This is a genomic window from Halolamina litorea (assembly GCF_026616205.1).
Classification (GTDB): domain Archaea; phylum Halobacteriota; class Halobacteria; order Halobacteriales; family Haloferacaceae; genus Halolamina; species Halolamina litorea.
In genome coordinates, this window is record NZ_JANHGR010000001.1 from 1,291,596 (window position 1) to 1,313,603 (window position 22,008).

The following is a 22,008-nucleotide window of genomic DNA, read 5'->3' on the forward strand; positions in this document are numbered from 1 at the left end:
ATGAGCACCGCGGCGGGGTGGGCGGGCCTGCCGGCGCCGCGGCGTTCAAACCCGGGCGGCGCCGAGAGGGGGACGATGGTACTCGACTCGCTGACGTTGTTCCCCGAAGGGATCGCCCACTACCTGCTCGGGGGGCTCCTCATCGGCGCGGCGACGGCCGTGATCTATCTCGGCACGGGGATCGCTGCGGGCGCGAGCACGTTCCTCGAATCGACGCTCTCGTACGTCTCGAACCGCGAGCGCTTCCAGCAGTTCCGCTTCGTCCAGTCCCGGGACTGGCGGCTCGTCTTCACGGTGGGCATCGTCCTCGGCGCCGCCGCCTACACGGCGCTCTCCGCTGACCCGTGGTTCGTCACCGAGGTATCGCCGACGCGGCTGTTCGTCGGCGGGGTCCTCGTCGGCGTCGGCACCCGGGTCGGGAAGGGCTGTACGTCCGGCCACGGCATCTGTGGCGTCGGCTCGCTCGCCGAGGCCTCGCTGGTCAACGTCGCGACGTTCGTCGCCGTCGCCGCCGGGACCGCCCAACTCCTGTTCGCACTCGGGGTGCGCCCATGAGCCGGGACGAGGGCCAGACCGACAGCGCCGGACACGGGGGCGAAGGGCGCCACCCGCTGTTCATGCCGTTGGTGCTGCTCGGCGGCTTCGTCTTCGGCGTCGGCCTCGCCGTCTCGCGGATGGCCCGGCCCGAGGTGGTGCTCGACTTCCTCCAGTTCGAGGACTTCGGCCTGCTGTTCGTGATGGGCGGGGCGGCGCTCGTCGCCGGGCCGGTGTTCCACCTCGCCACCCGGAGCGGGGGACGGGCACCGTTGACCGGTCGCGTCTATGAACTCCGCCGGAAGACGCTGGACAGCAACGTGCTGCTCGGCGGCGTGGTTTTCGGCGTCGGCTGGGGGATCTCGGGCATCTGTCCCGGGGCCGCCTACGCCAGCGTCGGGATCGGTAACTGGCCGATCCTCGCGGGCATCGCGGGGATGTTCGTCGGCGCGTACGGGCAGGGCGTGGCGCGGGAGTTCTTGGACTGAGCCCGTCATCGGAGAAAGAACTACGGTGATCCACCCGTCGGTAGGCGCATGGACGGACTCACCGGCGGCGAGGCGGTCGTCGCACAGCTCGAACGCGAGGGCGTCGACATCGCCTTCGGCATCCCGGGTGTGCACACCCTCGAACTCTACGACGCGCTGCTGGACAGCGACATCGACCACGTCACGACCCGCCACGAGCAGGGCGCCGGCTTCGCGGCTGACGGCTACGCCCGGACGACCGGCCGGGTCGGGGTCTGCTTCACCATCACCGGCCCCGGGCTGACCAACGTCGCCACGGCGGTCGGACAGGCCTACTCCGACTCCTCGCCGCTGTTGGTGATCTCGACGACCAACGCGACGAACGAGGCCGACCGGGGCAAGGGCCACCTCCACGAACTCAAGGACCAACAGGGCGTGATGGAGTCGGTCTCGGCCCGGAGCTACCACGTCGACCGGGTCGCGGACGTGCCCGGCGTCGTCGCCGACGCGTTCGACTACCTCGACCGCAACCGTCCGCGCCCGGTCCACATCCAGATCCCGACCGACGTGCTCGAACGCGCCGAACCGGTCGACCTGATCGACCGCGAGCCGGCGTCCCCGCCCGGGCCGGACACCGCACGCGTCGCCGAGGCGGCAGACAGGCTCGCTGATGCGGAGCGACCGCTTCTCGTGGCCGGCGGCGGCACCGCCGATGCCGCGACGGCGGTGCGGGCGTTCGTCGACGAGACGGGGATCCCGACCATCACGACCGCCGCCGGCAAGGGCGTCCTCCCCGCCGACCACGACTGCTGTGTCGCGACGGCGATGGGCCACGACCCGGCCGAGGCGTTCGTCGCGACGCGCGACCTCGTGCTCGCGGTCGGCACCGAACTCAGCGCACAGGACACGGGCGAGACCGAGTTCCCCGACGACCTGATCCACGTCGATATCGATCCGCGGAACTTCGGCAACAACCACGAGACGGCGCTGGGGATCGTCGGCGACGCCGGCCCGACGCTCGACGCGCTCCGGGAGCGAGCGGCCGAGCGGGGGCTGACGTTCGACGGCCAAGCCGAGGCCGCCGACGCCCGATCCGACCCGTTGGCCGTCGATGCGGCGGACGACCGGCACCACCTGCTCGCGGTGCTCCGCGATGCACTGGACGACGACGCGGTGGTCGTCAACGACATGACGAAGGTCAGCTACGCCGCCCGGACGGCGTTCCCGACGGGTGCGCCACGGTCGTTCCTGTTCCCGCGGGGGTTCGGCACGCTGGGGTTCAGCCCCCCGGCGGCCTTCGGCGCCGCCATCGGCGGCGACCGGCAGGTCGTGTCGCTCGTGGGTGACGGCGGCTTCCTGTTCACGGTGGGTGACCTCGCCACCGCAGTCCAGTACGACCTCGACGTCCCCATCGTCGTCTGCAACGACGACTCCTACGACATCCTGGAGGACGTTCAGCGCCGGCAGTACGGCCGGACGATGGCCACCGACATCGAGAACCCCGACTTCGTGGCGCTGGCCGAGAGCTTCGGGGCGGCCGCACGCCGCATCGAGTTCGACGCCGTTGCCGCGGAGTTGCCCGACGCGCTGGCGGCGGCGTTCGAGCGCGACCGACCGACGCTCATCGAGGTTCCCGTGACGTTCTGACAAGCCTGAATACCCCCCGCCCGCATCACCACCCATGCGACTGCAGGAGTACTGGGGCGTCGGCCCGAAGACGGCCGAACTGCTCGAAGCGGAGTTGGGCGTCGAGCGTGCCGTACGCGCCATCGAGTCGGCGGACGTGGGGACGCTGGTCGACGCCGGACTCCCGCGCGGGCGGGCGACCCGGATCCTCCGGCGTGCCACGGGTGCCGCCGGCCTGGACACCCTCGGGACCGGCGACGCCCGTGACGTGTACGGCGATCTGCTCGAACTGGCCGCGGCGGACGCGCTGACCGCCGGCGCCGCCGACCGGATCAGGGTGCTCACGCCGTTGGAAACGCGGGAGGCCGCCGAGGAACGCCTCGACCGCATCGACGCCGCGACGGCGGTGTGGACGGGCCTCGACGGCGACGAGCGCGAGTCGGTTATCGGGACGTTCGCCGAGTACGACGCCGCCGGCGCTGGGCGCCGTGCCGCCGTCGAAGCGGCGCTCGCGCTCCGGTCCGTCGGCGACGGCGACGGTCCGTTCGACCGTCTCGCCGACCTCGACGCCGAATCCCTCGCCGACGCCGTCGACGCGCTCGGGGCCGTCGAGGGCGAGTTCGGTGGCGCGGGGGCCGACCCGGACGCCCTCTCGGTCGGCGAGGGCGCCGACGAACGACTCGACTCGCTACGGACGCAGTTGGCCGCCGCACGGCGACTGAACGACGCCGCGCTTGACGTACTCGAGACCGTCCGCGGGCAGGGCGTCCGCTCGTTGGAGGAGTTCCAGCGTGCCGTGCTCTCCTACGTCGCCGAGGAGACGGGCGTGGCCGCCGGCGAGGTCCGGTCGGTCGCCCCCGACGAGGCGCGCGACGAGACCGACTTCGTCTCGGCGACCCTGCGCGCGCTGGTCGCCGAGTTGGAGGGCCGGGTCGCCGACCGGGAAGCCACCGTCGCCGCCGAACTCAGGGACGTACTGGACGAGGCCGGCGAGTCGGTGGCGGTGGCCGTCGACGCCGTGGACGCGCTCGCGTTCGACCTCTCGTTGGCCCGGTTCGCGGCCACACACGACCTCACGCGGCCGACACTCGTGGAAGACGGACTCGCCGTCCGGGGCGCGCGGAACCTCTTCATCGACGGGGATATCCAGCCGATCACCTACGGCGTCGGGACCCACGGCGTCACCGGCGGCGCCGACGAGGCGCCCGACCCGCCCTCGGGCGACCGCGTGGCCGTGCTCACGGGGGCGAACTCCGGCGGGAAGACGACGCTGCTGGAGACGCTCTGTGGAGTCGCGCTGCTGGCGGCGATGGGGCTGCCAGTCCCCGCCGAGGCGGCCGAAGTCGGTCGGTTCGACGCCGTCGTGTTCCACCGCCGACACGCCTCGTTCAACGCCGGCGTGTTGGAGTCGACGCTTCGGTCGGTGGTGCCGCCGCTCACCGGCGAGGGGCGGGCGCTGATGCTCGTCGACGAGTTCGAGGCGATCACCGAGCCTGGACGGGCGGCTGACCTGCTGAACGGGTTGGTCGATCTGACCGTCGACCGTGGCGCGCTCGGGGTGTTCGTCACCCACCTCGCCGACGACCTCTCGCCGCTGCCGACGACCGCTCGGGTGGACGGGATCTTCGCCGAGGGGCTGACCGACGACCTCGACCTGCGGGTGGACTACCAGCCGCGCTTTGGCACCGTCGGGCGCTCGACCCCCGAGTTCATCGTCTCGCGGCTGGTCGCCAACGCCCGCGACCGCGACGAGCGGGCGGCGTTCCGGTCGATCGCTGCCGCCGTCGGCGAGGAGGCCGTCCAGCGGACCCTTTCCGACGCCGAGTGGGAGGCCTGATCGCAGCGACGTGTTTACCGAGGGACCAGAACTGCCGACATAAAGGCGGTAAGGTAATACGTTCCTTCAACGAACCAACTACCGTGGTGGGCCCTCCAGCGCAAACTCGGCGGGTGTTACTCGTTATGGGCCCCGGGAGAGACCGCGAACTCATCACCGACTGGCTCACTGAGGCACATGACTACGAGGTCACGACCCTCCGCGAGGCCTCGACGCTCCCGACTGAGTACGACATCTGCCTGCTCGACGCCGCGGGGATCGACGCCTACTACGACGAACTCTCGGACCGGTGTGCCGACGCCGCCGCGTACCTCCCCCACGTGCTGCTCCTGACCGAGGAACAGCACGCCGACGGGCGGGGGTGGTCGATGCCGGATGTGTCGACGGTGGGGGACCCGCTGATCGACGAAGTGCTCATGCTCCCCCTGGAGAAGCAGACGCTCGCCCGGCGCGTCGAGAACCTCCTCGCCACCCGGGACGCGTCGCTCAAACTGACCGAACGGGAGCGCCAGTACCGCGAGTTGGTCGAACTCACGCCGGAGGCCATCCTGTTGCTCGACGGCGACCGAGTCGTCTACGCCAACAGCGCCGCCGCCGAACTGTTCGGCGTCGACAAGGACGGCCTGATCGACGGCTCGTTCAGCCGGTTCGTCCCCGCCGCCTCGGAGGCGGCCATCGCCCGAACGCTCGCGTCGGTTCCCCGGACGGGCAACGGGCCGACCGAGTTCACCGAGCACACGCTCCGGAACGCCCGTGGCCGCGATATCGAGACCGCCGTCGCCGGCGTCACCGTCACCTACGGCGGTGAGCAGGTCACGCAACTGCTGATTCGGAACCTCACCGAGACCAAACGGCAGGCAGAGCGGCTCCGACTGTTCGGCCGAGGGATCGAGGCGGCCGCCCACGGGATCGTGGTCTGTGACGCCCGGTCGGAGGACGTCCCGATGATCTACGCCAACGAGGCGTTCTGTCGTATCACGGGCTACTCGTTGGGGGAGGTGCTCGGCCAGAACTGCCGGTTCCTCCAGGGGGAGAACACCGACCCGGAGACGGTCGATCGGATCAGGACCGCCGTCGAGACGGGGAACGCGATCACGGTCGAACTGCTGAACTACCGGAAGGACGGGACGCCGTTCTGGAACCGACTCGAGATCACGCCGATCAGGAACGATCGGGGGGAGTTAACCCACTTCCTCGGGAGTCAGCGGGACATCACCGACCGCATCCGGAACGAACAGCGGCTCTCGGTGCTCGATCGGATCCTCCGGCACAACGTCCGGAACAAGACCAACGTGATCCGGGGGTACGCAAACACCATCATCGACGAGGGCTCCCCCCCGGATGCGGCCGCCGAACGGATCAGGAGTGCGGCGGACGAACTCTACACGATCAGCGAGCAGATCCGGGAGTTCGACGCCGTCGTCCGCGACACGGGCGAGTTGACACAGACGGTCCCACTCGACGCCGTCGTCGGCGACGCCGTCGCCGCGCTGAGAGAGGAGAACCCCGACGCCGACGTGGTGTTCCGGGCGTCCGGGTCGGTGCTCGTCGACGCGCACTCGACGCTCCGGGCGGCGCTCACCGACCTGCTCTACCAACTCGGCGACGCCGAACGGCCGATGGCCGACATCTCCCTCAGTCGGGAGGGCGACAGCGTGGACCTCGCCGTGGTCGACCGTGGCGGCGCCATCCCGCCGGAGGACCTCGACCTGGTCGTCGGCGGGACGGAGACCCCCCTCGAACACTTGCAGGACCTCGAACTCTGGCTGCTACGGTGGGCCGTCGAGCAGTCCGACGGCGAGTTCGCCGTCGACGACGAGGGCGGCGACCCACGGATCAGGCTCCGGTTCCCGGCCGCCGAGCTACGAGATTCGTAACTCGTTCGTCGAGGGTGTTCCACTGACGTGTACAGCGACGACGACGGCCGACCCGCGGGATTCAAGGTCGTGCCCATCCCGCTCTCAGGTGATGCGTCAGGACCACCTCGTTGCCGCGGGGCAACTCTCCCGGGCGGACGTGGAAGGGCTGCTCGACCGCGCGGCCGAGTTCGATGCGGCGCTGGCCGAGGGTGGCGGGGCGGCGTTGCCCGCCCGGTACCCCGAGACGGTGCTCGCCCTGTGTTTCTACGAACCGAGCACGCGGACCAAGATGTCCTTCGAGACGGCGATGAAGCGTCTCGGTGGCCGCGTCGTCGACATGGGCAGCGTCGACGCCTCATCCGTCAGCAAGGGTGAAAGCCTCGCCGACACCGTCAGGGTGATCGAAGGGTACGCCGACGGCCTCGTGTTGCGCCACCCGCGGGAGGGGGCCGCGAAGATGGCCGCGGAGTTCGTCGACGTGCCCGTCGTCAACGCCGGCGACGGCGCCGGCCAACACCCCAGCCAGACCCTCCTCGACCTCTACACCATCCGCGAGGCCGCGGGACTGGACGACCTCACGATCGGCATCGTCGGCGACCTGAAGTACGGCCGGACGGTCCACTCGTTGGCCACCGCGCTGACGGAGTTCGACGCCCGGATGCACTTCGTCAGCCCGGAGTCGCTGCAACTGCCCCGATCGGTCCGGTTCGACCTCCACGAGTCGGGCGCGCAGGTCCGGGAACACACCGACCTCGACGAGGTGCTGCCGGAACTCGACGTGCTCTACGTCACGCGGATCCAGCGCGAACGCTTCCCCGACGAGGACGAGTACCAGAAAGTCGCCGGGGAGTTCAAGATCGACAGCGACACCCTCGACGCCGCGCGGGACGACCTGACGGTGATGCACCCGTTGCCCCGCGTCGACGAGATCGCCCCCGAGATCGACGACACCGACCACGCCCACTACTTCGAGCAGGCCCACAACGGCGTTCCCGTCCGGATGGCGCTGCTCGACCAACTCCTCTCGAACCATGAGTGATCACGAACTCCGTATCTCGAAGATCCGCGACGGCACCGTGCTCGACCACCTCCCGGGGGGCAGCGCGCTCCACGTGCTGGCCATGCTCGGCATCGACGGCAGCGAGGGAACGGGCGTCAGCGTCGCCATGAACGTCCCCTCGGGCCGACTCGGGGGCAAGGACGTGGTGAAGATCGAGGAACGGGAGCTCTCACAGGCGGAGGTCGACGTCCTCTCGCTGATCGCCCCGCGGGCGACAGTCAACATCGTCCGGGAGTACGACGTGACCGAGAAGAAGCGCGTCGAGCGCCCCGAGAGCGTCAGGGGGGTACTCGCCTGTCCGAACAGTTCCTGTATCACGAACGCCGGTGAGCCCGTCGAGACCCGTTTCGACGTGCTCGACGACGGCGTGCGGTGTGGCTACTGTGAGGAGATCATCCGCGAAGGGATCGCGGACCACCTCGACGTGGCCTGACCGGCCATCGGCGGGCGGTCCGTTTTCGGCCTACCGGCCAGTTCCGTTCCGGGCCCGGTCCAACAGGGAGACAGCGACGGGCTCGATCCGGCGCGAGTACTGCATGAGCGACGTGCCGAGGATGCTCATCACGAGGACGTAGCCCACGGTGAACGCGTAGATCGTTTGGACCGTCGCCTCGGGGATCGCGCCGCCGGCCCCGGAGAGAGCGAGGCTGGCGATGATCAGCGAGAACTCGCCGCGGGTGGTCATGCCGAACCCGACCCGGAGCGATCGGCGGTCGTCGAGGCCGTAGATCCGCCCGCCGAGGAAGCCGGTCAGGAGTTTCGTCGGCGTCGTCACGACCACCGCGGCGACGATGGCGCCGACGATGGAGAGCGTGAACAGCCCCGGGTCAGTGACGAGGCCGATCCAGAAGAAAAACACCGCCGCGAACGCGTCCCGCAACGGCTCGAGTAGCTGTTCCAGGTCGTGGACGTGGTCGGTCGAGGAGAAGGCCATGCCGACGAAGAAGGCGGCGACGGCCTCACTGACGCCCAGTCCGAGCGCGATGCCGGCGACGAGGATCGTGACGCCGAGCGCACGGAGGACGATGAACTCGTTCGTGTCGGTATCGAGGAACCGCTGCAGGAAGCCGGTCCCGAACGTAGCGACGCCGAGCAGCGCGAGGATGACTCCCACCGCGACCGCGATGCCTCCGGCGGCTTCCCTGACGTTGCCCCCGCCGAGGACCAGCGCGGACGCGATGGCGAGGTAGACGGCGATGAACAGGTCCTCGAAGACGAGCGTGCCGAGCATCGGTTCGGACTCGTCGTTGGCGATCCAGCCCAGATCGATCAGGGATTTCGTGATGATCGCGCTCGATGAGATGTAGACGATGCCCGCGGTGAGGAAGGCCGCGAGGAAGCCGCCGAAGACGACGTAGCCGAAGGCGAAGCCGATGCCGAAGTTGACGAGCAGATCGACCGCCCCCGCTCTGCCGATCCGATCCCTGCTCGCGATCAGTCGGCTGAGGTTGAACTCGAGGCCGAGGAAGAACAACAGCAGGACGATCCCGATCTCCGCGCCGACGACGATGAAGTCCGTCTCGCCCAGCGCCAGTCCACCGACCGCGGCGAAGGGGTCGACGCCGCCGACGGTGACTGTCGGGACGGTAACGGTGATCCCGCCGATCCCGACTTGGCTGCCGGGCAACGCGGGGAGTTCTCCGAGTACGTTCGACCCCAACAACACGCCGGCGACGATGTAGAAGGGGATCACCGACTGGTCGATCCGACTCGAAACGACGCCGGCGAGGGCGACGGCGACGAAGAGGACACCGACGTCGACGAGCGCGGTTTCAGTCGCCACCGGAACTCACCTCTGGAGGGAACATCCGGCGATTACCCGTCGAGCCCGGTCCCGAGCAGTTCCTCGAACCGGTCACAGTCCTCCCGGTGACCGATGGCGACCAGCGTGTCGCCGACTTCGAGGGCCGTCTCCGGCGTCGGCGGGGAGATGAGTTCCTCCCCGCGCTGGATGGCGACGATGGAGACGCCCGTCCGGTTGCGGATGTCCAACTCCGCGAGGGTCCGGCCGGCGACCTCGGCGGTCTCGGAGACGTCGTACCACTCGATGTGGGTGTCGTCGGAGAGCACCGTCTCCACCTGATCGGCTTGGACCGGCTGGAAGTACGCCCCCTCGAGGATCGTGCCGATCTTCCGGGCCAAGCGATCCGACGCCTCGAACAGTTTCTCGCTGTCCGCGTCGGCCTCCGGTTTCACGAACACCTCGCGCTTGCCCGTGTTGTGGGTCACGATGACGAGGCGGCCCCCGTCGTCAAGTTCGATCTCGAACTTCTTCCCGACGCCGGGGAGATCACTTTCGTAGACGGTCATTACTCGAAGAAGCCAAGAGACACTGATAAATCGTTTGCCTCGCCAACCGGCTTCGCCCGTCAGTTACGGCACACTCACCGGAACGACCCGAACGAGGGGCGCCACGAGAGCAGCGCCACCGTGACGACGAAGACGAGCGTGGAGACGTCGTAGGCGTAGGTCGTCGTCGCCACCGCGACGAACGAACCGCCGCCGAAGACCGCCGTCCCGACGGAGGCGACGATGGGCCACGAACAGGAGATACAGGAGAACAGCCCCAGCAACCCCGGAGCGGCCGACCCCGCGGCGTCGAGGACGGTGACGTAGATCAGGTACGAAAGCGCGAGGTAGCCGACGACCCGTGCGGGCATCAGTACCAGCCGCACGAACTCGCTTTTGAACGTGACCGCCGGCCCCCACCCCGGCGGGAGCCAGAGCACCGAGAAGCCGGTGGCGTACTCGAACGTCGAGGGGATGCCGCCCGCGACGAGTCCGCCGGTGTACGCCAGCACCGCGAAGTACCCGACCGCGATGGCGGCCGCGCGTCGCTTCGTCGAGCGGCCCGCCGCGGGGGCGTCGACGCGTAGGAACACCCACAGGGCGACGTTGATCCAGAGCAGGCCGTAGAGGGCGAATCGGGGGTCGGTGACGGACGCGGTGTTGCCGAACAGCCAGTAGCCGGTCAGGGCCATCACCTCGACGTAGAGCACGCCGACGGCGAGAAGGATGCTTCGGGGCTCCGGGAAGGCGTCGACAGTCACGCGGTCGAGTGCGCTCATAGTCAGAACACGAGCGTGTCGATCACCACCGCGAGCAACACGCCGCCGAGGTAGGCGTTCGAGGCGTGGAACGCACGGAACGCCGCCGCCTCGGTGCGCTCGAAGTGGAGTCGGACGACCGCCCAGAGGAACACCGCCGCGAGGGCGACGCCGAAGGCGACGAACAGCCAGTCGAGGCGGGCCGCGAGCGCCAGCGCGGCCGACGCAGCCAGGGTGGCCCCGAGGTACCACAGGATGTGTCGCCGGGTGGTCGTCTCGCCGCGCACGACAGGCATCATCGGGAAGCCGCCGGCCGCGTAGTCGTCCTTGTAGGCGAGCGCGAGGTTGTAGAAGTGTGCGGGCGTCCAGAGGAACACGACCGTCGCGAGGCCGATCCCACCCCAACCGATCTCGCCGGTGACGGCGGCCCAGCCGATCAGTGCGGGGAGCGCGCCGGCGGCGCCGCCGATGACGGTGTTCTGGACGGTGTTGGGCTTGAGGATCAGCGTGTAGACGACGCTGTAGAACGCGATGGCGGTGATCCCCAGCACGGCCGCGAGCAGGTTGATCGAGGCGAACAGGCCGACCGAGATGGCGGCGAGCACGAGGCCGAACGCCACGGCGTTCCGGACGGGCACGAGGTCGACCGCGAGCGGGCGGTCGCTGGTTCGCTGCATCCGGCGGTCCACGTCGCGTTCGAGGACGTGGTTGAACGTGCCGGACGCACCGATCGAGAGCGCGCCGGCGGCGAGCGTCTTGGCGACTACGGGAACGGTGAAGTTCGCGCCGCCAGCCAGCGCCATCGCCGCCGAGGCGACGAGACAGAGCAGCCACATCAGCCGCGGCTTGGTCAGGCGGAAGTAGGCCGCGAGCTTGGCCTTCGTCCGGGGCCAGCCCGGATCCGGGAGCTCCGGCGAGGGCGTGTCCTCGACCGGCGGGAGTTCGTCGTCGATGGGGTCCTCGGGCGTGTCGTCGGGGTCACCGGTGGCCGCCTCCAGGGACCACGCGAGCGCGGCGAGGACGCCGCCGAAGATGGCGACGCCGAGCGCGAGGTGCAGCGTCGAGACGCCGGCGGTCGCGCTCACGGCCGTCGTGGCGATGATGGCGCCGACGCCCGACTGGAGCGGGAACAGCGCGAGGGCGACGAGGAGTGCGCCCTTGACGCGCCGGGACTCCCCACGGCGCCACGCGACGGCGGTGGCAGCGAGGAGCAGGAGGCCGACGACGCCCGCGCCGATGCGGTGGCCGAGCGCGAACCAGCCGTCGGCGGAGGTCGGGAGCGCGAAGCCGCCGCCACAGGCTGGCCAGCCGCTACAGGCTGCCGCAGCGTCGGTGATGGCCGTAGTCGCGCCGACGGCGACGAGGAGGTACACCCCCATCGCGGCCGCCGCGAGCAGGCCGGCGAACTGGCGGTCGGAAGTCACACACGGAGTTACATACGCGGCTATTTATCGGCTTCGCGTCGGGCGCGCCCGTGGGAACCGCGCCAGCTTATTTAGGCGATGCCGGAGTTGTTCGCACAATGCGGTCACCCGGCCCGAGGCGACGGCGCGCGCTGCTCGTCACGCTCGTCGTCCTCGTCGTCGCCGTCGACCCCGCCTTGGCCGGCCCGACGACGACTGCCGACTTGATCAACGAGCTACGGTACAAGCTCCTGATCATCGCCATCCCGGTGACGATAGTCGCCGAAGCGGCACTCTACTACGCGATCAAGACGTTCCGCAACAACGACACCCCAAAGCCGACGCTCGAGAACCGCCGGCTGGAGCTGACGTGGACGCTCGGCACGGCGGCGATCCTGCTGTTCGTCGGGTTCGCCTCCTACGGCGTCATGGCCCAGCCCTCGGTGGTGTACCCCGCCGATAAGGCCGACGCCGACGGGGATGACGTGGTCGTCGACGTGGACGCCTACCAGTGGGGCTGGGAGTTCAACTACCCCCGACACGAGAACGTCTCGACGGACACGAAGGTCGTCCTCCCCGTCGACACGCGAGTGTTCTTCAGTATCTCCTCACGGGATGTGGTCCACTCATTTTCGGTCCCGGAGATGGGGCTAAAACAGGACGCCTTCCCCGGCGAGGAGAACGTTATCATGACTCAGACGACCGAACAGGGGACCTACCAGGGCTACTGCACGGAGTTCTGTGGCGTCTCTCACGCCAAGATGACGTTCACCGTCGAGGTCATGGGTCAGCAGGAGTACCAGAACTGGCTCGGCGACCAGGAACAGCGCCCGGCGACCGACGAGAGCTAACCGCGGCGTTCGAGGATGCGGTCGATGATCCGGCCGGTCGAGAGCAGTTCGTCGTCGTACTTCGGCTCGCGCGGCCCGGCACGGGTCACCTCACAGTCGATCCCTCGCTCGTCGAGCGCCGCCTGGACGGCTTCCTCGTCGTGGTGCTGGTCGTAGCCAAGCACGATCACGTCGGGGTCGATCCGCTCGATGGGGACGAAGATATCCGACTCGTGGCCGAGATGGGCCTCGGCGACGGCGTCGATGGCGTCGACGACGTCCCGGCGCTGGCGGGCGGGCAGGACGGGCGACTCCTTGTGGGTGACGTTCGGGTCCCGAGCGACGATGACGTGGAGTTCGTCCGCGACGGACGCCGCCTCCCGGAGGTAGTGGACGTGCCCGGGGTGGATCAGGTCGAACGTACCCTGCGCGACCGCTCGGACCGGGTCCGCATCGTTGTCGGCGGCGTCGCCCTCGCTCATGGCTCCTCCCCGTCGAGGCCCAGTTCGGCGTCGATGTCCTCCTGCGTGAAGTCGAAGAACTCCTCGCCGTCGTCGAGTTCGACATCGTAGACCGGGAGGCTCCGTCGCTTCCCCTCGCGGTCGAGGGCGACCCAGTCGTTCTCGCCGTACGGGTGGCCGATGATGATGTGGACCTGCCCCTTGGTGAACGTGGCGAGGTCGGCCTGTGAAGGCTGGAGGACGCCGTTCGGGTGGGAGTGGATCGATCCGACCGAGGAGAAGTCGTTGGGGATCATGCTGGTCTTGACCGTCGCGCTCACGGGGTTGGACTCGGTCCCGGGGACGATCAGCACGTCAGTGACGAGCAGGCCGTCGTGGTCGAGGCCGTACTCCGCGGCGGGTTCGCCCCGGAGCAGCCCCATGTACTCGTCGGGGTGGGTCTCGCGGGACGCTTCGAGCGCGAACGTCAGGGCGTCGTCGGCGATGCCGATCACATCGCCCGACCGGAACAGTCCCATCTGTCGGGTACTCGGTGACCCCGACAACTAAGGATTCCGGGACGGCCCCGAGGGCCTCACGAGCGGTCCGTCGAGAGTCCCGAACTGGAAGACTTAACACCGGCGACGGCGGACTTTTCTCCATGAGCGAGAACCCTGTCGGCGAGGACGCCGACACCACCGAGGGCGGTTCGCCCTCGGACCGTCGGGATGTTCCCGACGACGCGACGCTTGTGTACGATCTCGATCCCGACTGTACCGTCGACGACGTTGCCGAGGGCGCCCGCTATCTCGTCACCGTCAACGGCGTGGTCGACTACGGCGTCTTCGTCGACGTCTCCGACTCCGTCTCGGGGCTGGTACACGAGTCCGGCCTCTCGGGGGAGTACGCGGTCGGCGACGAGTTCGTCGTCCGACTGACCGAGATCCGCGAGAACGGCGACATCGCGTTCGAGGAGGTCGACCCCGCCGACAACCAGGTCGTCCGCGTCGAACACGAACCCGAGATCACCCTCATCGACGACCTCCGCCGCGGCGAGGACGCCGTCGTCGAGGGCGAACTGACCCAGATCAAACAGACCGGCGGGCCGACGATCTTCCACGTCGGCGACGAAAGCGGCATCGTCGCCGCCGCGGCGTTCGAGGAGGCCGGCGTGCGCGCCTACCCCGAAGCCGAACTCGGCGACGTGGTCCGTGTGGCCGGCGAGGTCGGCCTCCACGACGGCGTCCGCCAACTGGAAGTCGAGGACGTGACTGTGCTCGACGGCGAGACCGCCGAGGCTGCTCGCGAGCGACTCGACGAGGCCCGAACCGAGCGCGCCGGCCCCGAGGCCGTCGACCCGCTGGTCGAGTGGCCCGAGTTCGAGAAGCTCCGACCGGACCTCGAGGACCTCGCGCGCCTGCTCCGCCGGACGGTGCTCGAAGGGCGCCCGATCCGCGTGCGCCACCACGCCGACGGCGACGGGATGTGCGCCGCGGTCCCGGTCCAGCGCGCCCTGGAGAACTTCATCGAGGAGGTCCACGCCGACCCCGACGCCGGCCGCCACCTGTTCAAGCGACTCCCCTCGAAGGCGCCGTTCTACGAGATGGAGGACGTGACCCGCGACCTCAACTTCGCGCTGGAGGGTCGCGCCCGCCACGGCCAGCAACTCCCGTTCCTGCTGATGCTGGACAACGGGAGCACCGAGGAGGACACCCCAGCTTACCGGAACCTCGCTCACTACGACATGCCCATCGCGGTCGTCGACCACCACCACCCCGACCCCGAGGCCGTCGACCCGCTGCTCGACGCCCACGTCAACCCCTACCTCTACGACGAGGACTACAGCATCACCACGGGGATGATGTGTGTCGAACTCGCGCGGATGATCGACCCGACGATCACCGACGACCTGCGACACGTCCCGGCCGTCGCCGGCGTCTCGGACCGGTCCCGCGCCGACGCGATGGCCGACTACGTCGACCTCGCCGAGTCCGAGGGGTACGACCGCGACGACCTCGACGACATCGGTGAGGCGCTCGACTACGCGGCCCACTGGCTGCGCTACTCCAGCGGCCACTCGGTCGTCAACGACGTGCTCAACGTCGGCTGCGACGACGAGGAGCGCCACGAGGAACTGGTCGAGTTCCTCTCCGGGCGCGCGGCCCGCGACGTCGACGAACAGCTCGACGCCGTCGAGGACCACGTCGACCACGAGACGCTCGAAAGCGACGCCCACCTCTACCGGATCGACCTCGACCGCTGGGCCCACCGCTTCACCTACCCCGCCCCGGGGAAGACGACCGGCGAACTCCACGACACGAAGGTCCAGGAGACCGGCGACCCGGTCATCACGATCGGCTACGGCCCGGACTTCGCCGTCCTCCGGAGTGACGGCGTCCGACTCGACATCCCGCGGATGGTCGAGGAACTCAACGAGGAACTGCCCGGCGCCGGCGTCTCCGGCGGCGGCCACCTCGTTGTCGGCTCGATCAAGTTCGTGAAGGGCCGCCGCGAGCAGGTGATCGACGCGCTGGTCGAGAAGATGGCCGACGCGGAGATCGACGAGGCGCTCTCGTCGACGGCCGCGGCGCTGGACGACTGATCGGTCCGGCGCCGTTCGGCCGGACCGGACGACTGAGGCGCGACGACTGTCAGTCGCGCCTCCGTGACGACAGATCGGTTCGGTCCCGATTACCTCATTCTTCCACCGCTGCGAAATCGAGCGACCGCACCGCCACCAGCCCGGCGACGACGACCGCCGCGACGGCGCCCGCCGCGAACAGCCACGTTCGACTCCCCTCCCCACCACGCCAGTCGGCGTCGAAGCTCTCGCGGTAGAACGCGACCGGCTCGGGGCCGTGGAGTGCGAGCGCCACCTCGCGGTTCTCCGTCGCGCTGTTCTCGTTCCAGTTGAGCGAGCCCACCACCGCGAGGTCGTCGTCGATCAGCAGCCCCTTCGCGTGAATCTTCTCGTAGCGGCCGGCGGGTTCGGCGACCCGGGCGGTGAGCGGGGCGTCCGTGCGCTCGGCCCAGCCGTTCAGCCACGCGACCAACGCGGCGTTCTCCTCGGCGACGTACCACGCTCCGGATAGGAGGACGCGGACCTCCACACCTCGCTGTGCGGCCCGCAGCGTCGCCTCGACGAGCGAGTTGGCCTGCCGGCCGAGGCTGGGCTGGAGCACGTCGATGCGCTCCTCGGCGCCGTCGATGGCCGACACCAGTTCTGTTTCGGCGTTCCCCGGCGCGGTCAGCAGCGTGACGTTCCTCGCGTGGACCCGCTCGGGAGCGAACCCGGTCGGGTAGCTCCCGTTCGCGGCCGGGACACGCTCGAACTGCCGGCCCTCACGGAACGCCGGCCACCCTCGGGTGTCGATCGCGTCGGCGTCGTCGCGGAACAGGCTCGCGAGCGCGTCGGCCGTCGAGCCGTTCTCGGTCCGCACGCCCCAGCCGCGACTCGCGGCGCCGCCGGTGCCGGCGGGCTTCCAGTTCTCCGTGAGCACGAGCGCCCGATCGTCGGCGACGGCGTACTTCGGGTGGTGGTAGTTGAACCGCGCCGCGCCGACGCCGCCGACGCGAACGTCGACGCCCGCGGCGAAGAGCCGGTCGAGAGTTCGGGCCTGTCGGGTCGAAATCCCGCCGACGGGGGCCGCTTCCACCAGCACGCGAACGTCAACGCCACGATCGGCGGCGCGAACCAGTACGTCGGCAACCCGCTGCGAGGAGAACGTGTAGCCCGCGAGTAGCAGCCGTTCGTCGGCGCCCCGGAGCGTCTCGATCGGCACCTCGGGCGAGTCGGGGAGGAGGAACGCAGTGGCGTTCGTCGGGCAAGTGTGGACCGCGTCGCGTGGCTCGAAGCCGACGGGTCGCCACTCGTCGCTCGCCGGGAGGTAGCGCTCGCCCTCCGTACTCTCGCCGTAGTCCACACGCTGGACAACCGCGCCGTCGCGGCGCAGCGTCACCGACTCACCGCCGTTCGAGAGTTCGAGCCCGTCGTCGACGACGACCGGTAGTGTCCCGTTCGGGCCGGCGCCGGCTCCGGGCGGGATCGACCCCGGTTCGTCCGTGACGAGCACCCGGCCGGAGCGGTTCCGGAGCCGGACGGCGGACTCGCCGTCGGAGACGCTCCAGTTCCCGGGCTCCGGGAGCGAGAGGAGGACGTACTCGCCGGCGTCGTTCCCGCGGACCGGATCGGGGTAGAGTTCGAGGATCGCGCCGTCGGGCTCGCCTCGTTCCCCGTCGGCGCCGTCCCGCGCGTCGAGTGCGGCGACAGCGCCGCCCCCGAGAGCCGGGAGGACCAGCAACGCACAGACGGCCAGCGTCGCGGCTCTCCGGCTCGTTCGGGATCCCTCGGCGGCGGGCTGTCGTCGCGCCACGGGGAGGGTGGTCCCGCCATCCTGTATGAACGTTCGGGGGCCGCGGGGGTTCCTCCGCCGCGGCTACATCCCCATGTCCGCCGCGGGCTCGGGGATCGGGAGGTCGTTGACGCCGACGCCCAGCAGTTCCGCGGCGTGGTCGAGCGCCATGTCGAAGCCGTAGTAGCGTTCGAGTTCGTCGCCGTCCGGGCCGTTCCGGACCTTCAGCATCGCGTAGCCGTCGATGTTCTGGGCGATCGAGGCGGTGCGGCCCTCGCGGTCGAAGTCCAGTCGGCGCTCCCCGGCTTCCTCGGTGTAGCGGGCGGTCACGTCACCCGACGTGCGCTCGGTCGCGCCCTCGTGGTCGCTCATGGCCCCGCTTCGCCCGCCCGGGAGTAAGGCCCATCGGTGTCGGCGACCGAGCCTTCCCGGAGTGGTCCGGCAGCCCGCGCAGGCTTATACCTCGGCGGCCCCAAATCAGGCCCATGACCGACCGCCGCGACCCCGAGGCGGAGGAGCTGCGCGAACGGCTCGACGAGCTCGAAACGACGCTGGTAGCGCTGCGTGAGGAACTGGACGACGGCTCTGACGCCACGCGGGTCCCCCGCGGGCTCCTGGGCGGTGGCCGTCGCCCACCGCGGCCACCCCGGCTCAGTGAGGTGCTCCGGTTCACCGAGGAGTACACCATCCCCACGGTGATCTCGGTGCTGGAGACGAACATCCGGCTGCTCAAGCTCGGCGGCGCCGCCCTCCGCGCGGTCGACCCCGAGCGCTCCACGCTCCAGCGGGAGCGCGAGGGGGCGGTGAGTCGGGCCCTCGACGCCGGTCGGGGGTTCTCGACCGACCGGCTGGCCGACGGGCTCGCCGACCTCAACGAGGCCGTTTCCGGGACCGAAGCCACCGATCCCGAGGCGCGGGAGCTGCTCTCCGAGGCAGAGGAACTCTCCGCGGAGATCCAGGAACGACTTCGCGAGGCCGGGGGAGGCCACCGCCCCGGGTCGTCGACGCGCCGCGGTGAGTCCGAGCGGGACGACGGCGCCGTCCACATCGACGTGACTGACGGACGCGAGGAGAAGGAGGCCGACGAGACCGACGAGTCGGTCGACGACAGCCCGCAGCCGGACGTGGACGCCGAACTCGACTCCATCCGTGAGGAGGTCAGGGGTTCAGCGAGTGAGAACACTGCGGACGAACGAACGGACGACGACGAACCCGGCGACGACGCCAACGGGAACGCGCCGGAGTAGCTACTCGATCGGGCGGAAGCGGAAGCCGTCCCACTCCTGACTCGCCGGCTCGCGGATGCCCGCTTCCGGATCGCGGAGTTCGTCGACGTGGAACGCCTCGACGGCGTCGCCGATCTCGACGTTTCCGTACTCGAGTTGGCCGAGCGCGCGGACCGGCTGGCCGTCCACGTCGAACTCGACGATGGCGAGGTGGTTCGGCTGCCGGACGCCCGGCGGCGTCGCCGTCGACGTGGTCCACGTCACGACCTCGGCGGTGTACTCGCTCAGGTCGACGGTATCGACGGGTGGCTCCCCGCCAGGGCCGTAGGGGTGGCCCGGGTAGGTGATGCTGCCGTCGGGGTAGCGGTGGGCGGTCAGTTCCGGTTCGTCGGTCGTCTCGGTGTCGTGGTCGCTCATTGTGCCTCCGGGGTTTCGAGGATGGTGGTCGTCACGCAGTTGCCGAAGCCGCCAACGTTGCAGGCCAGCCCCACCTCGGGGTCGTCCAACTGTCGGTCGCCGGCCTCGCCCTGTAGCTGTTCGTACACCTCCACTGCCTGTGCGACGCCGGAGGCGCCCAGCGGGTGGCCCTTCGACTTCAGGCCGCCGGAGGTGTTGATCGGGAGGTCGCCGTCGCGCTCGGTGCGGCCCTCCTCGACGGCCTTCCAGCCCTCGCCCTTCTCGGCGAAGCCGAGGTCCTCGAACTGCAGGAACTCGAGGATGGTGAACATGTCGTGGAGCTCCGCGAAGTCGACGTCGTCGGGGTCGCGGTCGGCCATCTCGTAGGCCTGCCGGCTGGACTCGACGACGCCGCGCATCGTCGTCGGGTCGGGGCGCTCGTGGACGACGTGGGTGTCGGTCGCGCCCGCGACGCCGGAGACGACGACGTACTCGTCGGCGATCTCCTGGGCGACGGATTCGGGGCAGAACAGCAGCGCCGCCGAGCCGTCGGTGATCGGGCAGAAGTCGTAGAGCCGCAGCGGGTCGGCGACGATGGGCGAGTCGAGCACGGTGTCGAGGTCGACCGCCTTCCGGAACTGCGCGTTGGGGTTGTCGACGCCGTTCTTGTGGTTCTTGACGGCGACCTTCCCGAGGCTCTCCCGGGGCGCGTCGTACTCGTCGAGATAGAGGCGCGCCGTGAGGCCGGCGAAGGAGGGGAGCGTGACGCCGTGTTTGTACTCCACCGGGTGGGTGAGCGAGGCGATGACGTCGGTCGCCTCGCCCGTGGTCTTGTGGGTCATCTTCTCTCCGCCGACCAGCAGCGTCATCTCGCTGGCCTCGGAGGCGACCGACTGCCACGCGGCGTAGATGCCGGCGCCCCCCGAGGAGGAGGTCTGGTCGATCCGGGCGGTGTAGGCCGGCTGAGCGGCGAGGTCGTGGGCGAGCATGTTGGGGACGCCCGTCTGCCCTTCCAGTTCGCCGCTGGCCATGTTCGAGACGTACAGGTGATCGACGGCGTCGGCGTCGACGCCGGCGTCGTCGAGGCATTCGGCGCCGGCCTCCGCGAGCAGGTCGCGGAGCCACTCCCCTTCGCGGTCGCCGAAGGGGGTCATCGACGCGCCGACGATGGCGACTCGTTCCATACCCGTTGGCCGAACGCGGGTCGCTTACGCGTTTCCCTTCGGCGAACACGAGCGATTTATGGCCGCGCCGGCGCCACCCCCGGACATGGATCTGGAAGAGCCCGCCGACGCCGGCAAACTGGCCGCGGTGGTCGCCGCCGTCCTCGCCCTCGTGACCTTCGCCCCGCTGGTGCTGGTCACCGGCACCGGAAGCACGCTCGGGGCGTACTACGCCGCCGGCCCGTTCGGGCTCACGGCGGTCGGGCTGCTCGCGGTCGTCGCCGCGGTCGTCTCGCTCTCGGCCGGCCAGCCCCACACCGACGCCGTCACGGTCTCGGGGATCGCCGTCGTCGTGGCGGCCGGGGCGCTCCTGACGGCGGTCGTGTGGGTGCTGACGCTCGACTCAACAGTCCTCTTCGGCTTCCCGGCCCGATACGCGTGGATCGAGAACCACCGCTGGCTCGTGCTCGCGGGTGCGGTCGCACTCGCCGGCGCCTCGGGGCTGCAGGCCCGGGCCGCGCTGTAGGGGGCGCCGGTTTTTCGACCGCGTTTCACCGCGACGGTTATCCCTCCGAGCAGCCTACGGCCGCCGTGACTGACTGGCCCCCTCTCGACCCCACCGACGCCGAAGCCGTCGCGGAGCGGCGCGACGAGGTGGTCGCCGCCGTGGCGTCCCACGCCGGCGACATCGCCTACCAACTCGCGCTGCTCTCGGGCGGGGACTACGGTCGGACGACGTTCGATACGCCCGGCGGCGAATGGACTGTGAAACACGAGGCCGGCGAACTCGACTTCCTCAAGCACGACCCCAAGAGCGGCGACGAGGTGTACGTCGTCTCCACGAAGCGTCAGCCCGAAGCGGGTGCGCTGGCGGCGGCGCTCGAGGACTACCCGTCGTTCGTCGAGGCCTACAACGAGTACGTCGCCGAGGCCGAGTCGATACTCGCCAACGTGGAGGCCGACTTCCCCGACGCCGCGAGCACTCGCGACGCCGTCGCCGAGCGCCAGCGCGTGCTCGGACGGGTCGAGGAGGTCAGTGATCGGATCGCCGGCGAACTCCACCGCTTCGAGGGCGGCGATTACGGCACGTACTCCGAACGCATCGACGGGCTGAACTGGGAGCTCAACTGGGACCGAGACGGCGTCTCCTACCTCCGTGTCGGCGGGAGCGACGGCGTCTATCTGGTCTCGCAGTACCAGCCGCCGTCGGCCGCCGACGTGCGCCGCTACGTCCCGCTGTTCCCAGCGTTCGTCGACGCCTACAACGAGCACGTCGCTGAGTTGGAGGCGACGCTGGAGCCGGTCGAACTCTGAACACCGGGCGCTATCGGCGCCGACGGAGCCGTCAGGCTCTTTGCGGCCGATCCAGCGCACATGCCGGTGGCGATGTCAGCTATCGCGTCACCGTCCCGAAAGGGCCTTATGTCCCACCCCGTTATCGTGAGGTGGACTAGGTCGGGCGGTTAGGCCCCGCTCGTCACCCCCGAGATAGTCTTCAGGGGGGACCGAACCCCGGGCGCGTCCGGTCAGACCGGCACGGGCCTCGGGAGCCGACGCAGAAGCCTCGTCCGCCGGGGACAGCGGTCCACGACGCCCACCCGCAGGGGTGGTCCGCCGTGGTTCATCGACGGCACCGGGTCAGGCGCGGAAGCGAGCAGCCCACCGTCGGACGCCCGTCGCTCGTCGGGTCGCGGGGTGGAGGAGGCAACCGAGATTCCCCGTGTCGGAACGCCGGGCAATCCCGGCCGTCCGCCATTCATTCCGTCCT

Annotated in this window: 22 protein-coding genes and 1 other RNA gene; 13 read left to right on the top strand and 10 right to left on the bottom strand. The window is 69.8% G+C overall.

Annotated elements, in window-relative coordinates:
* The first annotated feature begins 75 nt into the window (after positions 1-75).
* The 7 genes from NO998_RS06735 to pyrI all read left to right on the top strand — a co-directional run bounded on the left by NO998_RS06735 (position 76) and on the right by pyrI (position 7,816).
* The gene (locus NO998_RS06735) at positions 76-555 is read left to right on the top strand and encodes a YeeE/YedE family protein (RefSeq protein WP_267646339.1); all 480 of its coding nucleotides are present in this window, start codon (positions 76-78) and stop codon (positions 553-555) included.
* Positions 552-1,022 (top strand): DUF6691 family protein, encoded by a 471-nt coding sequence (locus tag NO998_RS06740; protein ID WP_379821763.1) that lies wholly within the window; start codon positions 552-554, stop codon positions 1,020-1,022. Before NO998_RS06735 ends, NO998_RS06740 begins: the two co-directional genes overlap by 4 nt.
* Positions 1,023-1,070: 48 nt before the next feature.
* A complete protein-coding gene (locus tag NO998_RS06745; protein ID WP_267646340.1) occupies positions 1,071-2,648 on the top strand; it encodes a thiamine pyrophosphate-binding protein in 1,578 nt (525 codons plus the stop codon).
* A 34-nt stretch (positions 2,649-2,682) separates the two neighbouring features.
* Positions 2,683-4,464, top strand: a complete 1,782-nt coding sequence (locus NO998_RS06750; RefSeq protein ID WP_267646341.1) for a DNA mismatch repair protein — start codon at positions 2,683-2,685, stop codon at positions 4,462-4,464.
* Positions 4,465-4,589: 125 nt separating this feature from the next.
* On the top strand, positions 4,590-6,341 hold the full coding sequence (locus tag NO998_RS06755; RefSeq protein WP_267646342.1) for a hybrid sensor histidine kinase/response regulator: 1,752 nt from the start codon (positions 4,590-4,592) through the stop codon (positions 6,339-6,341).
* Positions 6,342-6,432: 91 nt separating this feature from the next.
* The gene (gene pyrB, locus NO998_RS06760; RefSeq protein ID WP_267646343.1) at positions 6,433-7,362 is read left to right on the top strand and encodes an aspartate carbamoyltransferase; all 930 of its coding nucleotides are present in this window, start codon (positions 6,433-6,435) and stop codon (positions 7,360-7,362) included.
* Complete coding sequence (gene pyrI, locus NO998_RS06765) at positions 7,355-7,816, top strand: aspartate carbamoyltransferase regulatory subunit (protein ID WP_267646344.1); 462 nt, start codon at positions 7,355-7,357, stop codon at positions 7,814-7,816. Before pyrB ends, pyrI begins: the two co-directional genes overlap by 8 nt.
* Positions 7,817-7,846: 30 nt before the next feature.
* Here the strand turns inward: pyrI and NO998_RS06770 are convergent, their stop codons facing one another.
* The 4 genes from NO998_RS06770 to NO998_RS06785 form a co-directional block, all read right to left on the bottom strand.
* The gene (locus NO998_RS06770) at positions 7,847-9,166 is read right to left on the bottom strand and encodes a cation:proton antiporter (protein WP_267646345.1); all 1,320 of its coding nucleotides are present in this window, start codon (positions 9,164-9,166) and stop codon (positions 7,847-7,849) included.
* 32 nt (positions 9,167-9,198) lie between these two features.
* Complete coding sequence (locus NO998_RS06775) at positions 9,199-9,693, bottom strand: cation:proton antiporter regulatory subunit (RefSeq protein ID WP_267646346.1); 495 nt, start codon at positions 9,691-9,693, stop codon at positions 9,199-9,201.
* 74 nt (positions 9,694-9,767) lie between these two features.
* The gene (locus NO998_RS06780; RefSeq protein WP_267646347.1) at positions 9,768-10,451 is read right to left on the bottom strand and encodes a DUF7546 family protein; all 684 of its coding nucleotides are present in this window, start codon (positions 10,449-10,451) and stop codon (positions 9,768-9,770) included.
* A gap of 2 nt (positions 10,452-10,453) precedes the next feature.
* Entirely contained in the window at positions 10,454-11,854 is a 1,401-nt protein-coding gene (locus NO998_RS06785; protein ID WP_345781117.1) for a heme o synthase, read from the bottom strand.
* Positions 11,855-11,952: 98 nt separating this feature from the next.
* On the opposite strand from NO998_RS06785, the gene coxB reads away from it, so the two are divergent.
* Positions 11,953-12,684, top strand: a complete 732-nt coding sequence (gene coxB / locus NO998_RS06790; RefSeq protein WP_267646348.1) for a cytochrome c oxidase subunit II — start codon at positions 11,953-11,955, stop codon at positions 12,682-12,684.
* Here the strand turns inward: coxB and NO998_RS06795 are convergent.
* Together NO998_RS06795 and NO998_RS06800 are read right to left on the bottom strand one after the other, a co-directional pair.
* Positions 12,681-13,145, bottom strand: a complete 465-nt coding sequence (locus NO998_RS06795; protein WP_267646349.1) for an FAD synthase family protein — start codon at positions 13,143-13,145, stop codon at positions 12,681-12,683. The genes coxB and NO998_RS06795 overlap by 4 nt on opposite strands.
* Positions 13,142-13,642: a Mov34/MPN/PAD-1 family protein gene (locus tag NO998_RS06800; RefSeq protein ID WP_267646350.1), complete on the bottom strand. Its 501-nt coding sequence runs from the start codon at positions 13,640-13,642 to the stop codon at positions 13,142-13,144. Before NO998_RS06800 ends, NO998_RS06795 begins: the two co-directional genes overlap by 4 nt.
* Positions 13,643-13,764: 122 nt before the next feature.
* Here NO998_RS06800 and han point away from each other — a divergent pair, with 122 nt between their 5' ends.
* On the top strand, positions 13,765-15,705 hold the full coding sequence (gene han / locus NO998_RS06805) for a Hef-associated nuclease (protein ID WP_267646351.1): 1,941 nt from the start codon (positions 13,765-13,767) through the stop codon (positions 15,703-15,705).
* A 94-nt stretch (positions 15,706-15,799) separates the two neighbouring features.
* Here han and NO998_RS06810 read toward each other — a convergent pair whose 3' ends face one another.
* Together NO998_RS06810 and NO998_RS06815 are read right to left on the bottom strand one after the other, a co-directional pair.
* Positions 15,800-17,476, bottom strand: coding sequence for a phospholipase D-like domain-containing protein (locus NO998_RS06810; RefSeq protein WP_267646352.1), 1,677 nt, complete (start codon positions 17,474-17,476; stop codon positions 15,800-15,802).
* Between the two features lie 63 nt (positions 17,477-17,539).
* Positions 17,540-17,827 (bottom strand): DUF7111 family protein, encoded by a 288-nt coding sequence (locus NO998_RS06815; protein WP_267646353.1) that lies wholly within the window; start codon positions 17,825-17,827, stop codon positions 17,540-17,542.
* Between the two features lie 113 nt (positions 17,828-17,940).
* Here NO998_RS06815 and NO998_RS06820 point away from each other — a divergent pair, with 113 nt between their 5' ends.
* A complete protein-coding gene (locus NO998_RS06820; protein ID WP_267646354.1) occupies positions 17,941-18,702 on the top strand; it encodes a DUF7547 family protein in 762 nt (253 codons plus the stop codon).
* Here the strand turns inward: NO998_RS06820 and NO998_RS06825 are convergent, their stop codons facing one another.
* Together NO998_RS06825 and NO998_RS06830 are read right to left on the bottom strand one after the other, a co-directional pair.
* Entirely contained in the window at positions 18,703-19,098 is a 396-nt protein-coding gene (locus tag NO998_RS06825; protein ID WP_267646355.1) for an OB-fold domain-containing protein, read from the bottom strand. It lies immediately after the preceding gene.
* Positions 19,095-20,261, bottom strand: a complete 1,167-nt coding sequence (locus NO998_RS06830; RefSeq protein WP_267646356.1) for a thiolase family protein — start codon at positions 20,259-20,261, stop codon at positions 19,095-19,097. Before NO998_RS06830 ends, NO998_RS06825 begins: the two co-directional genes overlap by 4 nt.
* 85 nt (positions 20,262-20,346) lie before the next feature.
* Here NO998_RS06830 and NO998_RS06835 point away from each other — a divergent pair, with 85 nt between their 5' ends.
* From NO998_RS06835 to ffs, 3 genes are all read left to right on the top strand, one after another.
* Positions 20,347-20,766 carry a DUF7548 family protein gene (locus tag NO998_RS06835; RefSeq protein WP_267646357.1) on the top strand — a complete coding sequence of 140 codons (420 nt, stop codon included), beginning with the start codon at positions 20,347-20,349 and terminating at the stop codon, positions 20,764-20,766.
* A gap of 65 nt (positions 20,767-20,831) precedes the next feature.
* Positions 20,832-21,554, top strand: a complete 723-nt coding sequence (locus NO998_RS06840; RefSeq protein WP_267646358.1) for a profilin-fold protein — start codon at positions 20,832-20,834, stop codon at positions 21,552-21,554.
* 129 nt (positions 21,555-21,683) lie between these two features.
* An RNA gene (ffs, locus tag NO998_RS06845) (signal recognition particle sRNA) lies at positions 21,684-21,995 on the top strand.
* Positions 21,996-22,008: the final 13 nt, after the last annotated feature.